11 protein-coding genes are annotated in these 13,916 nt (G+C 67.7%); 5 read left to right on the plus strand and 6 right to left on the minus strand.

Annotated features, from left to right (window positions below):
* Positions 1-3: 3 nt before the first annotated feature.
* From AC3WLC_RS21040 to AC3WLC_RS21060, 5 genes are read right to left on the minus strand one after another with little or no spacing between them, the layout of a single operon-like run.
* Positions 4-1,611, minus strand: a complete 1,608-nt coding sequence (locus AC3WLC_RS21040) for an acyl-CoA carboxylase subunit beta (RefSeq protein ID WP_493685861.1) — start codon at positions 1,609-1,611, stop codon at positions 4-6.
* Between the two features lie 4 nt (positions 1,612-1,615).
* Complete coding sequence (locus AC3WLC_RS21045) at positions 1,616-2,113, minus strand: acyl-CoA carboxylase biotin carboxyl carrier protein subunit (protein WP_493685863.1); 498 nt, start codon at positions 2,111-2,113, stop codon at positions 1,616-1,618.
* Between the two features lie 2 nt (positions 2,114-2,115).
* Positions 2,116-3,612, minus strand: coding sequence for an acetyl-CoA carboxylase biotin carboxylase subunit (locus AC3WLC_RS21050; RefSeq protein WP_493685864.1), 1,497 nt, complete (start codon positions 3,610-3,612; stop codon positions 2,116-2,118).
* On the minus strand, positions 3,612-5,435 hold the full coding sequence (locus tag AC3WLC_RS21055) for an acyclic terpene utilization AtuA family protein (RefSeq protein ID WP_493685865.1): 1,824 nt from the start codon (positions 5,433-5,435) through the stop codon (positions 3,612-3,614). Before AC3WLC_RS21055 ends, AC3WLC_RS21050 begins: the two co-directional genes overlap by 1 nt.
* 5 nt (positions 5,436-5,440) lie before the next feature.
* Positions 5,441-6,223, minus strand: a complete 783-nt coding sequence (locus tag AC3WLC_RS21060; RefSeq protein WP_493685866.1) for an enoyl-CoA hydratase-related protein — start codon at positions 6,221-6,223, stop codon at positions 5,441-5,443.
* A 207-nt stretch (positions 6,224-6,430) separates the two neighbouring features.
* Between AC3WLC_RS21060 and AC3WLC_RS21065 the strand changes: the two genes are divergently transcribed.
* Both AC3WLC_RS21065 and AC3WLC_RS21070 read left to right on the plus strand, forming a co-directional pair.
* Positions 6,431-7,684, plus strand: coding sequence for an acyl-CoA dehydrogenase family protein (locus AC3WLC_RS21065; RefSeq protein ID WP_493685867.1), 1,254 nt, complete (start codon positions 6,431-6,433; stop codon positions 7,682-7,684).
* Positions 7,677-8,561 (plus strand): SDR family oxidoreductase, encoded by an 885-nt coding sequence (locus AC3WLC_RS21070; protein ID WP_493685868.1) that lies wholly within the window; start codon positions 7,677-7,679, stop codon positions 8,559-8,561. The genes AC3WLC_RS21065 and AC3WLC_RS21070 overlap by 8 nt, the downstream gene beginning before the upstream one ends.
* A gap of 9 nt (positions 8,562-8,570) precedes the next feature.
* Here the strand turns inward: AC3WLC_RS21070 and AC3WLC_RS21075 are convergent, their stop codons facing one another.
* A complete protein-coding gene (locus tag AC3WLC_RS21075) occupies positions 8,571-9,305 on the minus strand; it encodes a TetR/AcrR family transcriptional regulator (RefSeq protein WP_493685869.1) in 735 nt (244 codons plus the stop codon).
* Positions 9,306-9,612: 307 nt separating this feature from the next.
* On the opposite strand from AC3WLC_RS21075, the gene AC3WLC_RS21080 reads away from it, so the two are divergent.
* The 3 genes from AC3WLC_RS21080 (at position 9,613) to AC3WLC_RS21090 (ending at position 13,698) form a co-directional block, all read left to right on the plus strand.
* Positions 9,613-10,575 (plus strand): NAD(P)H-dependent flavin oxidoreductase, encoded by a 963-nt coding sequence (locus AC3WLC_RS21080; RefSeq protein ID WP_493685870.1) that lies wholly within the window; start codon positions 9,613-9,615, stop codon positions 10,573-10,575.
* Between the two features lie 334 nt (positions 10,576-10,909).
* On the plus strand, positions 10,910-11,749 hold the full coding sequence (locus tag AC3WLC_RS21085; protein ID WP_493685871.1) for an ABC transporter ATP-binding protein: 840 nt from the start codon (positions 10,910-10,912) through the stop codon (positions 11,747-11,749).
* Positions 11,746-13,698, plus strand: a complete 1,953-nt coding sequence (locus AC3WLC_RS21090; RefSeq protein WP_493685872.1) for an AMP-dependent synthetase/ligase — start codon at positions 11,746-11,748, stop codon at positions 13,696-13,698. The genes AC3WLC_RS21085 and AC3WLC_RS21090 overlap by 4 nt, the downstream gene beginning before the upstream one ends.
* Positions 13,699-13,916 lie beyond the last annotated feature (218 nt).

Genomic DNA, 13,916 nt, shown 5'->3' on the forward strand with positions numbered 1-13,916 from the left:
CGATCAGAACCTGAAGACGCCGTAGCCGGGCGGGCCGAGCGGGGCGTTCAGCGAGGCCGAGATCGCCACGCCGAGCGCATTGCGGGTGTCGAGCGGGTCGATGATGCCGTCGTCCCAGAGCTCCGAGGTCGAGTGGTAGGCCGAGAGCTGCTCCTGATAGGCCTTGCGCGTCTCCTCCCAGAGCTGGTCGATCGCGCGCTGGTCGACCGTGCCGCCATTGCGCTTCATCTGGTTGGCCTTGACCTCGGCCAGCGTGTTCGCCGCCTGGTCGCCGCCCATCACGCCGATCTGGTGGTTCGGCCAGGAGAACAGGAACCGCCCGTCGAAGGCGCGCCCGCACATGCCGTAATTGCCGGCGCCGAAGGAGCCGTTGCACATCACCGTGAACTTCGGCACCCGCGAACAGCTCTGCGCCATGATCATCTTGGCGCCGTCCTTGGTGATGCCGCGGCGCTCGTATTCGCGCCCGACCATGTAGCCGGTGATGTTCTGCAGGAAGACCAGCGGCGTGTTGTTCTGGTTGCAGAGCTCGATGAAATGCGCGCCCTTGATCGACGAATCGTTGAAGAGCACGCCGTTATTGGCGAGGATTCCGACCTTGAAGCCCCAGATATTGGCAAAGCCGCAGACCAGGGTGGTGCCGTAGTTCGGTTTGTATTCATGGAAGCGGCTGCCGTCGACGACACGCGCGATGATATCGCGCATGTCGAAGGCCTTCTTGATATCGTCGGGCACGATCCCGTAGATCTCGGCGGGATCGTAGAACGGCTCTTCCGGCGCCTCGCGCTGCGCTTCCCAGCGCGGCTGCCGGTCCCATTGCGAGACGATGTCGCGGCCGATCTCGATGGCGTGCTCCTCGCTGTCGGCCGGGTAGTCGCAGGTGCCCGAGACGCTGGTGTGCATCTCGGCGCCGCCGAGTTCCTCGACCGTGACGTCCTCGCCGGTCGCCGCCTTCACCAGGGGCGGACCGCCGAGGAAGACCGCGCCGGTGCCGCGCACGATGACGCTGTAGTCGGAAAGCCCTGGGATATAGGCGCCGCCCGCGGTGCAATGGCCGAAGACCAAGGCGAGCTGCTTCACGCCCATCTTCGACAGCATCGACTGGTTGCGGAAGATCCGCCCGCCCATATAGCGATCCGGAAACAGTTCCGACTGGAGCTGCAGGAAGCCGCCGGCGGAATCGCAGAGATGCACGACCGGGAGGCGGTTCTCCATGGCGATGTCGAGGGCGCGGACGATCTTCTTGACCGTGAGGGGATACCAGGCGCCGCCCTTCACCGTCGGGTCGTCGGCCCGGATCACCACCTCGCGGCCTGAGACCATGCCGATGCCGACGATCGAGCTGGCCGAGGGCGATTCCCCGCCATAGGCCATATTCGCCGCGAGCGAGGACAGCTCCAGGAAGGGTGTGCCAGGGTCGAGCAGCATCTCGATGCGTTTGCGCTGCGGCATCTTCTGCTGGCGGGCGAGCCGGTCGAGGTCGCGCTGCGGGCGGGCGTGGCGCGCCGCCTCCTGCTTCGCCTTGAACTCGGCTACGAGGCGGCGGTTATGCGCCTCGTTGCGGCGGAAATCGGCGGAGGCGGTGTTGATCGAGGATTGCAATCTGGACATCGGGTCAGCCTTCCGCCGGAGCCGCGAGACGGGCGAGGACGGCGTCCTTGTCGAAGCCTTCGCCCTCGCGCGCCGCGATCTCGGCGATCTCGCCGTCGCGCGGCGCATCGAGCTTCATCTGCAGCTTCATGCTTTCGATGGTGACGACCGTTTCGCCACGCTGGACCTTGTCGCCGACGCGCTTGTGCACCACGACGACCGTGCCCGGCATCGGCGCGCGCACGACATTGGCGCCGCCACCAGCGGCCGAGGCTTCCGCGGCATCGCGCCGGCGCAGGGCGAAGCTGCGTCCGTCCAGCCGAATGATCGCGCCATCGGCGCTGCCGGCGCGGGCGAAGGCGACCGGCTCGCCATCGACAGTGAGCTGGCGACTGCCATCACCGGCTTCGTCTAGTGCTTCGACGACATGCCGGCGGCCATCGACCGAGAGGATGAGATGCGGCCGGCGCGCCAGGATGGTGACGTGGTGGACGGTGCCGTCGAGATCGAGCTTGAGGACCATGCTCAGTTCCTCCAGTGCCCGATCGAGGCCTGCGGCTCGGGCACGCCGAGGATGAGATCGCGGAAATCGCGCAGGCCGAGCGCCGCGGCGATCAGAACCTTGTCGCGTGTCGCATCATCCGGTTCGCCGGCGGTGAGCGCCGCCTTGTGCTGGGCGACGAAGCCGGTGTGCAGCTCGCCGGCGGCGAAGGCGGGGTGGCCGAGGACGCGGGCGAGGTAGTCGATATTGGTCTTGACCCCGAGCAAAGCGAGATCGTGCAGCGCCGCGATGGCGCGCTGCGTCGCGCCGGTCCGGTCCGGCCCATGCGCGACGAGCTTGGCCAGCATCGGATCGAAATCGGCGGTGACGCGCTGGCCGCGATCGAGCGCGTTTTCGAAGCGTAAGAATGCAGCCTGCGGCGCATCGAGATGCAGGATCGTCCCGGTCTCCGGCAGGAAGTCGCGCTCGGGATCCTCGGCGCAGATCCGGCATTCGATGGCGTGGCCATTGGCCGTGACTTCATCTTGCGCGAAGGGCAGGTCGCGTCCGGCGGCGATCTCGATCTGCATGCGTACGAGGTCGAGCCCGGTGATCATCTCGGTGACGGGATGCTCGACCTGCAGGCGGGTGTTCATCTCCAGGAAGAAGAAGCGGCCATCGGCGCCGAGGATGTATTCGACCGTGCCGGCATTGCGATAGTTCGAGGCCGCGGCGAGCCTGACGGCCGAGGCGCAGATCTCGTCGCGTAAGGCCACCGGCAGGTTCGCCGCCGGCGCCTCCTCGATGATTTTCTGGAAACGGCGCTGCACCGAGCATTCGCGTTCGAACAGATGGATCGCGCCACCCTTGCCGTCGCCGAAGACCTGCACCTCGATATGGCGGGGCCGCTCGACGAAAAGCTCGGCATAGACGCGTCCGTCGCCGAAATAGCGCTGCGCCTCGCTCGCGGCGAGGCGTGCCGCGCCCTCCAGCTCATCGGCCGAACGTACGATGCTCATGCCCTTGCCGCCGCCGCCTGCCGCTGCCTTGATCAGCAGCGGGAAGCCGATGGCCGTCGCCTGGCGAGTGAATTCGGCGAGGTCCTGCGTCGGCATCACCGAGGGCGCGACCGGCACGCCATGGTCGGCGGCGAACTGGCGTGCCGAGATCTTGTCGCCCATCAGCGCGATGGTATCGGCATCCGGGCCGATGAAGCTGAGCCCAGCCTCGGCCACCGCGCGGGCAAAGCGCGCATTCTCTGAGAGGAAGCCATAGCCCGGATGGATCGCGTCGGCCCCGACGGCGCGGGCGGCGTCGACGATCTGGGCGATGTCGAGATGGGCCGCGACCGGCGTCTCGCCGAAGATCTCGATCGCCTGGTCCGCCTCGCGCACATGCCGGGCGCGGGCCTCGACCGGGTGGTGGATCGCGACCGAGGCGATGCCCATCTCGCGCAAGGTCCGGATCACCCGGCAGGCGATCTCGCCGCGATTGGCGATCAGGACCTTGCGGAACGGCGGGTTGTCGTCCGGAGCCGTCATCATGCGTCGTCCGTGGTCTTGGAGCCGTGGAGGGGGCCGCCCGGTGCGAGCCAGGCGGCAGGGACGGGCACCGGCAGGCTCATCAGCACCTGCGCCATCGCCTTGCCCTGCGGGTCATGCCGCAGCGAGGCGATGCCGCCGCCGCCGAGCGCCCGATGCATGACGAGGTTGAATCCGACGAGGCCTGGCCAGTCGAAGCGCTCGACCTTGCCCGCGACATGGTGGACGAAGTGCTGGCTGACAGCCTCCGGCGTCAGCGCGCGCCGGAGCCAGGGCAGGAAGGCGGCATCGCGCGCGATCACGCCGATATTGGCGATGTCGCCCTTGTCGCCGCTGCGGCCGAAGGCGAGGGCGATGAGCGGGACGGTGACTGTCTCGCCGGTCGCCTCCACGACCTCTGCGTCTGCGCTGGCAGGCCAGGGCGCGTTCGCGATCGCCGCAGGAATATGCGCCGGCACCGGCAGGCTCGTCTCGCCGAGGCTCACAGTCGGGTTCAGCTCGGCCTTGTCGATCAGGAAGGAGAACAGCCGGATCACCGGCTGCGGCTCGGGCCGGCCACCGGCGAAGCCGGTCAGGCTCTGCGCCATCGCGGTCGCGGCCGGGTAGATCTCGCGGGCGAAGATCTGCAGCGCTTCCTTGGAAGGATGGCGCACGCCGATCTTCAGCACGACCTCACGCGTCGCCCGCGCTTGGCTCTGGGCGCCATAGCTCGCCTCGGCGCCGAGCGTCTCGACCGAAGTCTCGGCGAAGTCCGGGAAGCCGGCCTCGCGGATCAGCCGGCCGCAGCGGGCAAGGATCGCTCTCGCGACCGCTTCGGCCCGCTCGGCCGCCTCGTCGCCGACGATCATCATCGTCGCCGTGCAGCGATAGCCGTCGGCATAGGTGGCGCTGACCTTGTAGCTGCTGGACGGTCCCCGTCCGCGCGCACCGGAAACCCGGACGCGATCGCAGCCGGTCGCTTCGAGCCGCACCTGGGACCAGTCGCAGCAGACATCGGGCAGCATATAGGCGGCGGGATCGCCGACCTCGTAGACGACCTGCTCGGCGATGCTCGAAGGAATGACGCGCCCCCCGGTGCCTTCCGGCTTGCCGATTTCGAAGCTGCCATCGGCACGGCAATCGGCGACCGGGAAGCCCATATCGGCCCAGTCGCCGGCGACCTCGCGCCAGTCGGTGACGATGCCGCCGGTCGCCTGCGCGCCGCATTCGAGGATGTGGCCGGCAAGGCTGCCGGCCGAAAGCCGGTCATAGTCCTCCGGCGTCCAGCCGAATTCATGGATCAGCGGGCCGAGCACCACGGCCGAGTCGACGCAGCGCCCGGTCACCACGACATCGGCGCCGGCTGCGAGCGCGGCCGCGATCGGGAAGGCGCCGAGATAGGCGTTGATGCTGGCGATCTTCTCGGGGAAGGGCGCCCCGGAGAACATCTCGGTGACGCCGGCGGCGCGCAGCCGCTCGGCCTCGCCCGAGAGGTCGTCGCCGGTGACGACCGCGACCTTGAGGTCGACGCCGGCCTCCTTGAACGCGGCGAGCAAGGCGTCGCGGCAGGCTTCCGGATTGACGCCGCCGGCATTGGTGACGACGCGGATGCGCTTTTCCGCGATCTCGCGGGCGAGCGGCTTCATCACCAGCGAGACGAAGTCGGTGGCATAGCCGAGCGCCGGGTTCTTCGCCTTCATCCGGGCGAGGATCGACATGGTGATCTCGGCCAGATAGTCGAGCACGAGATAGTCGATGCCGCCCTGCCGGACGAGCTGGCGCGGCCCCTCCGGGCTGTCGCCCCAGAAGCCGGCGCCGCAGCCGATGCGGATGCTATCGCGCATGGCGCTCACCGCCCGGTCCAGGCCGGCGGACGCTTTTCCGCGAAGGCGGCGAAGCCCTCGCGTGCATCCTCGGTGCGGGCCATGTTGGCCAGCATGAACTGGGCGTATTCGAGCGCCGCGTCGGTCGACATCTCCCTGATCTTGGCGAGGCTCTGCTTGCCCAGGCGGATGCCGGTCGGCGACTTGTCGACGAGCCGGCCGACGAGCCAATCCGTCTTGGCATCGAGCTCGCCCGCCGGGACCGCGTAGTTGACGATAGCGCCGGCTTCGGGATCGCCCGCCCGAATGGTCTCGCCGGTCAGGCAGAGCTCCATCAGGCGGCGATAGGGCAGAACCCGCATCAGATAGGGCAGGATCATCATCGGGAAGAGCCCGACCTTGACTTCGGTCACCCCGAGCAGGGCGTCGTCGCGCGCCACCACGAGATCGCAGGCGCAGATCAGCCCGAAGCCGCCGGCGAGCGCGTGGCCGTTGACCCGCGCCACCAATGGCAGCCGGCAGGCATCCATCCGGCGCAGCAGCCGGGCGACGTAGTGGCGAGGATCGGCCGCCTCGATGGTGAAGGGCGTTCCGTCGGCGTTCGGCTTGAGGTCGCCGCCGGCGCAGAAGGCCTTGTCGCCGGCCCCGGTCAGGATGACAGCGCGCACCTCGGGGTCGGCCTCGGCCGCATCGAGCGCGGCGACGATGCCCTCGGCGACCGCCTCGTTCAGGGCGTTGCGGCGGCTCTCGCGATTGATCGTGACGACCAGCGCCGCGCCTTCGCGTCGGGTGATGACCTCTTCGCTCACGGTTCCATCCCTGCGTGGCTCGCTGAGGGAGCCTTCGCTGAATAAATGATTTCAATTCATTTGAGCTGTCAATAGCCGTTCTCGAAGCGGAGTATGTGAAACAGTGCTCAAATGGATTATCCGATTGTGCCGGGTCAGCCGTGCGTTGACAGCGTCGTGCGTCGCTGATGAAATAGGCTCAATAAGATCGAGGCACCGAATGGTGCGATGCCCGCACCGCTGCGTGACGAGGCGAGGGAGGAGATCGACGTGAACGCCGTGAACGGTAGCAACCGCGCCAATGCCTTCGGTCTCGACGAGGAGCAGAATGCGATCCTCGACGGCGCCGACCGCTATGCCCGCGCCGAGCTCTATTCGCTGTCGCAGCGCATGGACGACGAGGAGTGGTGGCCGGACGAGGCCTTCCGCCAGATCGGCGCCAATGGCTTCCTCGGCGCGACGATCCCCGAGCAATATGGCGGGGCGGGGCTCGACCTGCTTCAGGCCGGGCTGGTCCTGCAGGGTTTCAGCCGCTGGAACCACGCCATGGCGCTCTCGGTCGTCGCCCATGACAATCTCTGCGCCAACAACATCTATCGCAACGGCAACGAAGAGCAGCGCCGCCGCTATCTGCCCGATCTCTGCTCGGGCAAGACGATCGGCGCGCTCGGCCTGACCGAGCCGGGGGCGGGCTCGGATGCGCTCGGCTCGATGCGCACCACCGCCCGCCGCAAGGGCGACCACTACATCCTCAACGGCAGCAAGATCTTCATCACCAACGGCCCGGTCGCCGACGTGCTGCTGGTCTATGCCAAGACCGACAAGGAGCGCGGCGCCCACGGCATCTCCGCCTTCATCGTCGAGAAGGATTTCCCCGGCTTCAAGGTGGCGCAGAAGCTGGTGAAGATGGGCTATCGCGGCAGCCAGACGGCGGAACTGCTGTTCGAGGATTGCCGCGTTCCGGTCGCCAATCTCGTCGGTGCCGAGAACCAGGGCGTCGCCATCGTGATGAGTGGGCTCGACCTGGAGCGGGCGATGATCTCGCCGCTCTGCCTCGGCGTCGCCGAGCGGGCGCTCGAGCTCTCGATCGACTACGCCAAGACGCGCAAGCAGTTCGGCAAGCCGATCGGCGCCTTCCAGATGGTCCAGTCGATGCTGGCCGAGATGTATGTGCTGGTCGAGACCATGCGCAGCTTCAGCTACCGCACCCTGGCCGAGGCGGCGCCGCTCGAAGTCGGCGGCGGCGGGCGTGGTGATATCCATCGCCTGACCGCGGCCTCGGTGATGTATGCGGCGCAGGCCTGCCACGATGTCCTCGACAAGGCCGTGCAGGTCCATGGCGGCGCCGGCTATATCTGGGAATCGGAGATCAACCGGCTCTTCCGCAGCACCAAGCTGCTCGAGATCGGTGCCGGCACCACCGAGGTGCGCAAGATGATCATCGCCGGCGAATTGCTGAAGGGGATGGATCGCCATGGCTGAGCCAGTCATCGATCCCAGCGAGCTTGGGCTGGATGACGCCGATCTCGCCGTGTTGCCGACGGTCTATGGACCTGACGCGTTCGCCGGCAAGACCGTCCTGATCTCCGGCGGCGCCGGTGGCATCGGCCGCGCCACCGCCTGGCTGCTCGGCCGGATTGGTGCGCAGGTCATCATCGCCGGGCGCGACGAGGGCAGGCTGGAGGCGGCGGCTGAGGCGATGCGCGCCGCTGGCCTGAAGGCTGCGGGCAGGACAGTAAATGTCCGCGATCCCGCGACCATTGCAGCGCTGCACGACTGGATCGCCGGCGAATTCGGCGGCATCGACATCCTCGTCAACAGCGCCGGCGGCCAGTTCCCGCAGGCGGCCATCGACTTTTCGACGAAGGGCTGGAACGCTGTCGTCGACACCAATCTCAACGGCACCTGGTACATGATGCAGGAGGCCGCCCGGCGCTGGCGCGATGCCAAGCGGCCGGGCAGCATCGTCTCGATCGTGGTGGTGACGCGCCAGGGCCTGCACGGCGTCGCCCATACCATCGCGGCGCGCGCCGGCGTGGTCGGCCTGACCCAGGCTCTGGCGGTGGAGTGGGCGCCGCTCGGCATCCGGGTGAACTGCATCGCGCCGGGTGCGATCGAGACGCCGGGCTGGCGCGTCTATGCTCCCGAGCAGATCAAGGCCTATCCGCGCTCCAATCCGATGATGCGTACCGCGACGACTTGGGAGGTGGCGGAGGCCTGCGCCTATCTGTGCGGCCCGGCGGCCGCCTATGTCACCGGCGAGGTGCTCAATGTCGCTGGCGGCGCGCAGCTCTGGGGCGAGACCTGGACGATCCCGCGCCCGGCCTTCTTCGATGGCCCGGGCAGCACGGGCGGCTAGGTGATGATCTCAGCGCGGCCGAGCGGAAGCGGGCTTCGCCGGGATGATTCCGGCAGCAGCCTCGAGCCGGGCCGTCGCCGTCTCCAGCCGGGCGACCACGCTCTCCATCGGGGAAACCGGCTCATCGCCAAGTCCCAGGCCATGATGGACCAGGTTGGTGATCGCATCAGCCATCTCGGCCGGGTCGAAATCGCCTTCGCCACGCAGGAAGGCCCAGGTGCGATGCTCGATGCAGCCGAAGACGAGGTCGCGCACCAGGCTCGGCGAAGTCTCGGGCCGCAGGTCGCCAGCGGCAATGCCGGCTCTGACCACGTCGACCAGGCGATTTGTGTAGGCGCGGTTCAGCTCGAACAGATGCGAGCCGCGATAGTCGGGCGCCGGGCGGATTTCCTGGAACATCAGCCGCGACAGCGCCGGATCGCGATGGATCGAGGTCAGGTGCGTGTAGACGATGAAGCGGATCTGGTTCCAGCTGCCGCGCACCGCGGCGAACTGCTCGGCGTCGTCGCGCAGCATCTCCTCGAACCAGTGCTCGACGACCTTGACCAGCAATTCGCGCTTGTTGGCGAAGAAGCGATAGATGCTGCCTTCGACCACGCCGGCGCGCAGCGCGATGTCGGTGATCAGCGCGTCGTTGTAGCCCTTCTCGACAAAGACCTCCTTGGCGGCGGCCATGATGTCGGAAATGCGCCGCTCGGGCGGGAGCCGGTTGACCTGGCGCTTCAGGGCAGTGCGGGGCGGCATCGATGATCCTTGCTGAGACGAAGCGGCTGCGCGCTGGCGGGGCTCGTAGAACCGGTCGAGGGTGTTGCGCAAGGCCAAGCCGGCGCTACGCTAATAAATATCATTCATCACTATCGCGCCGCAAGCGGGAACGCGAGGTACGCCGGAAGGCCGGTCGGGGCATTGTCGGCGGAGATCCGGTTCGGGAGACGGTGCCGCGTTCTGTCGGCTGCGGCGTTCGCCGAGGACTTGATAAGTCGCATTCATTGATTCTGTGCCGCGCCGTCTTGCGTTGCGGCCGGATATCGCATCGCTAGGGGAGGGATCCTTGCCGCTGCCTGCCGCTTTTGCCGGACGCCTGCGCGTTCCCGTCATCGCTGCGCCGATGTTCCTGATCTCGGGGCCGGATCTCGTCGTCTCCTGCTGCCGGAATGGCGTCGTCGGCAGCTTCCCGGCGCTCAACCAACGGACCACGGCTGGTTTCGCCGACTGGCTCGACGAGGTCGCCGGGCGGCTGGATGGTGCGGACGGGGCTGCGCCCTTCGGCGTCAACCTGGTGGTCCATCGCAGCAACCCGCGGCTGGAGGCCGATCTTGCCGTCGTCATCGAGCGCAAGGTGCCGCTGGTCATCACCTCGCTCGGTCTCAATCGCGACCTGATCAAGGCCGTGCACAGCTATGGCGGATTGGTCTTCCATGACGTGATCAATCTCGCCTTCGCCGCCAAGGCGGCCGACGCCGGGGTCGACGGGTTGATCGCGGTCTCGGCCGGGGCTGGCGGCCATGCTGGGCCGCTCAATCCCTTCGCTGCATTGGCCGATATCCGCCGCATCTTCGGCGGCACGCTCGTGCTCGGCGGAGCGCTGAGCAATGGCGCGCAGATCGCGGCTGCCCGGATGGCGGGCGCGGACATGGCCTATCTCGGTACGCGTTTCATGGCGACGCAGGAGAGTCTGGCGCCGCAGGCGCTGCGCGGCATGCTGCTCGACGCATCGGCCGCCGACATCGTCTACACTCCCGCGATCAGCGGCGTGCATGGCAATTTCCTGCGCCCGAGCATCCTGGCGGCGGGGCGCGATCCCGACGATCTCAGCAAGCCGGCGAGCTATGATTTCGGCGCGACGGAAGCCAAGGCCTGGCGCGATATCTGGGCAGCCGGGCAGGGCGTCGGCGCGATCGATGACCTGCCTGTCGCGGCCGATCTCTGCCGGCGATTGGCCGACGAATACGAGGCGGCGCTGGCTGATGCCGCGCGCCTGTCGTGCCGGGCTGATACCGGGTTGGTGGGCTGAGTTGAATTCATTGAGTTGTTCGACGGGGATGGGTGTCAATGGTGGCGCACTGGCCGGCGCGAACGGGGTACTCCCGGGGTGCTCGTGCGAAAATTCGCAGCTGCCGACAGGGTGGAATCCGAATGTCCGGAGAGTTGACAGCAAGAGATGAATTCTATTCATTAGCTGTATCGAGCTGACGCCTATTGAGCCAACAAGCCAGCGCAGCCGGGGAGGATGCCGTGGGAGTCAACGCCGTACGCGCGGCGGCGCCGCATGCGCGCCGGGCGCCCGCAGATATCACGGTTGGGGTCGTCGATTGCGGCCTTCCGGCCGGCCGTTGCGGGTGTCTCGAATGAATGAGGTTCAATACCGCCCCGCCGCGAGCGTTGCAGGCGCGCCCGTCGCGCTGTCCTGCACAGGGATCGAGCGCGTCTTCGGTGGCCTGCGGGCGCTGAAGGGCGTCTCGCTCGACGTCCGCCAGGGCGAGATCCTCGGCCTCGTCGGCCCGAACGGCTCCGGCAAGACCACCATGGTCAACGTGATCACCGGCTTCTACCCGCCCAACGCCGGCAAGGTCAGCCTGTTCGGCGAGGACATCACCGCGCTGAAGCCGCATCGCGTTGCCGCCCGCGGCGTCGCCCGCACCTTCCAGAACCTGGCCCTGTTCAAGGGCATGAGCGTCCTCGACAACATCCTCATCGGCCGCCACACCCACATGAAGCCGAGCGCGCTCGGGTCGCTGTTCTACTGGTGGTGGGCGGAGCGCGAGGAGCTGGCGCACCGGCGTGTCGTCGAAGAGATGATCGAGTTCATGCAGCTCCAGGACATCCGCGACGAGCCGGTCGAGGTCATCCCGCTCGGCCTACAAAAGCGCGTCGAGCTGGCGCGCGCTCTCGTCGCCGAGCCGCGCCTGCTGATCCTGGACGAGCCGATGGCCGGCATGAACCAGGAGGAGAAGGAATACATCGCCCGCTTCATCCTCGATGCGCGCGAGGCGCACGGCGTCACCACCCTGATCATCGAGCACCACATGGATGTGGTCACCTCGATCTGCGACCGCGTCGTCGTCCTGAGCTATGGCGAGGTGATTTCGGAAGGCGAGCCGCAGGCGGCGATCTCGCATCCAAGCGTGGTCAGCGCCTATCTCGGCGAGCGCGCGGCCAAGCGCCATCAGGCCGGGAGCGCGGCATGACGGTGGCTCCGGGCAAGATCGGGGAGGGCGCCCATTGGCCGATCGCGGCCAATGGCGAGCCGGCGACGCTGATCGCAGCACTCGCCCGCAATGCCGCCGAGTTCGGCGATCGCGTCGCCTTCCGCGAGCGGCGCTACGGCATCTGGCAGGAACAGAACTGGCGCGAGGTCTTCGCGGAGATCGCCGCCATGGCGGCCGGGCTCGAGGAGGCCGGGCTGGTCGCGGGCGCCGCGATGACCGTGATCGGCGACAACCGCCCGCGGCTCTATTACGCCATGCTCGCCGCCAACATGCTGCGTGCCTTTCCCTCGCCGGTCTTTCCGGACGTGCCCCTGGAGGAACTGATCGTCGCGACCCGGCACGGCGCGCCGCCCGTCGGCATCGCCGAGGACCAGGAGCAGGTCGACAAGCTGCTGCAGCTCCGGGCCGCGACCGGGCGCGTCGCCACCATCCTCTATGACGACGAGCGCGGCCTCGACGGCTACGATCTGCCCGGGCTGATGTCGCTCGATGCGCTGGTGGCGAAGGGGCGCGAGCGGCTGGCGCGCGAGCCTAGTCTCATCAGGCGCTTCGTCGACGAACCGCAGGCCGACGACATCTCGGTGCTGCTGCATTCCTCCGGCACGACCGGCCTGCCCAAGGGCATCCCGCTGCGCCATCGCAACGTCACCGGCGGCCTGCTCAATGCCAGGGCGAGCGGCTATTTCCACAAGCACGAGGAACTCTACGCCTATCTGCCCACCGCCTGGGTCGGCGACTTCGTCTTCACGCTCGGCGCCGGCATGATGATGGCGGCGACGATCAACATCCCCGAGCGCCAGGAAACGGTGATGCGCGACCTGCGCGAGGTCTCGCCGACCTTCTATCTCGCCGCGCCGCGCGCCTGGGACCAGATGCTGACCCGCGTCCAGGTTGGCATGAAGAACTCGACGCCGTTCAAGCGCTGGCTGTTCGAGACCACGATGGAGCGCGCCGTCGGCTTCGAGCGCAAGCGCCTGTCCGGCGGCTCGCTGACGCTGACGGAGAAGCTGCTCGACGCGGTCGGCAACATCCTCGTCTATGCGCCGTTGCGTGACCATCTCGGGCTCGGCCGGGCCGAGCGCGCCTTCACCGGCGGCGAGGCGCTCGGCGAGGACACCTTCCTGTTCTTCCGGGCGCTCGGCATCAAGCTCAAGCAGTTCTACGGCCAGACCGAGACCTGCGCGCTGACGGCGGCGCAGACCGAAGGGCAGGTCAAGCTCCACACGGTCGGCCGCCCGATGGATGGTAGCGAGATCAGGATCGACGACAGCGGCGAGATCCTGGTGCGCTCCTCGTCGGTGGTCGACGGCTACTATGACGACCCCGACAGCAGCGCCAAGGCGCTGGTCGACGGCTGGCTGCACACCGGCGATGCCGGGCGCATCGACGAGGATGGCCAGCTCGTCGTGCTCGGCCGCGTCAGCGAGGTCGTGCGCACCGCCTCGGGCGAGCGCTACATCCCGAACTTCATCGAGAACCGGCTGAAGTTCAGCCCCTATATCCGCAATGTCGCGGTGATCGGCGCCGGGCGCGACCAGCTCACGGCGATCGTCTGCATCGATTTCGACGCGGTCGGCCACTGGGCCGAGGAGCGCGGCATCTCCTACACCTCCTATGCCGAGCTTTCGCAGCGGCCCGAGGTGCAGGCGCTGATCGGCAAGGTGGTCGGGCACGTCAACGGCACGCAGCCGGAAGGCCTGCGCGTGCGGCGCTTCTCCAATCTGCACAAGGATTTCGACGCCGACGACGGCGAGATCACCCGCACCCGCAAGCTGCGCCGCAACACCATCGAGACGACCTACGCCTCGCTGATCGAGGCGCTTTACAGCGGGGCGACCGAGACCGTGTTCGACGCCACCATCGCCTATGAGAACGGGGAGCGCGGCGTGATCCGACGGACGCTCAAGATCAGTGAGGTCGTCGCCTGATGGACTCTCTGCGCAACGCTGATCGCCCGAACTCCTCCCTTCCCCCTTGTGGGGAAGGGTCGGGGATGGGGGTGGTGCCGCTTGGTACCCGGCAGCAGGAAATGGAGGCTGGCAGCAGCGACGGTGCTGTGAAGCCCCGCCGATCGCTCCGGCTTTTCAACCCCCACCCCTGCCCCTCCCCACAAGGGGGAGGGGTTCTCGCGGCCGCTCGTCCTTCG

The sequence above is a fragment of the Allobosea sp. GW821-FHT03A12 genome (genome assembly GCF_058986765.1).

Excerpts from the sequence above, each read along its gene's own strand:
- AC3WLC_RS21070 (WP_493685868.1), top strand. The coding sequence starts at position 7,677 with ATGGCTGAGCCAGTCATCGATCCCAGCGAGCTTGGGCTGGATGACGCC.
- AC3WLC_RS21065 (WP_493685867.1), top strand. The coding sequence starts at position 6,431 with ATGCCCGCACCGCTGCGTGACGAGGCGAGGGAGGAGATCGACGTGAAC.
- AC3WLC_RS21050 (WP_493685864.1), bottom strand. The coding sequence starts at position 3,612 with ATGACGGCTCCGGACGACAACCCGCCGTTCCGCAAGGTCCTGATCGCC.
- AC3WLC_RS21090 (WP_493685872.1), top strand. The coding sequence starts at position 11,746 with ATGACGGTGGCTCCGGGCAAGATCGGGGAGGGCGCCCATTGGCCGATC.
- AC3WLC_RS21045 (WP_493685863.1), bottom strand. The coding sequence starts at position 2,113 with ATGGTCCTCAAGCTCGATCTCGACGGCACCGTCCACCACGTCACCATC.
- AC3WLC_RS21055 (WP_493685865.1), bottom strand. The coding sequence starts at position 5,435 with ATGCGCGATAGCATCCGCATCGGCTGCGGCGCCGGCTTCTGGGGCGAC.
- AC3WLC_RS21075 (WP_493685869.1), bottom strand. The coding sequence starts at position 9,305 with ATGCCGCCCCGCACTGCCCTGAAGCGCCAGGTCAACCGGCTCCCGCCC.
- AC3WLC_RS21040 (WP_493685861.1), bottom strand. The coding sequence starts at position 1,611 with ATGTCCAGATTGCAATCCTCGATCAACACCGCCTCCGCCGATTTCCGC.
- AC3WLC_RS21085 (WP_493685871.1), top strand. The coding sequence starts at position 10,910 with ATGAATGAGGTTCAATACCGCCCCGCCGCGAGCGTTGCAGGCGCGCCC.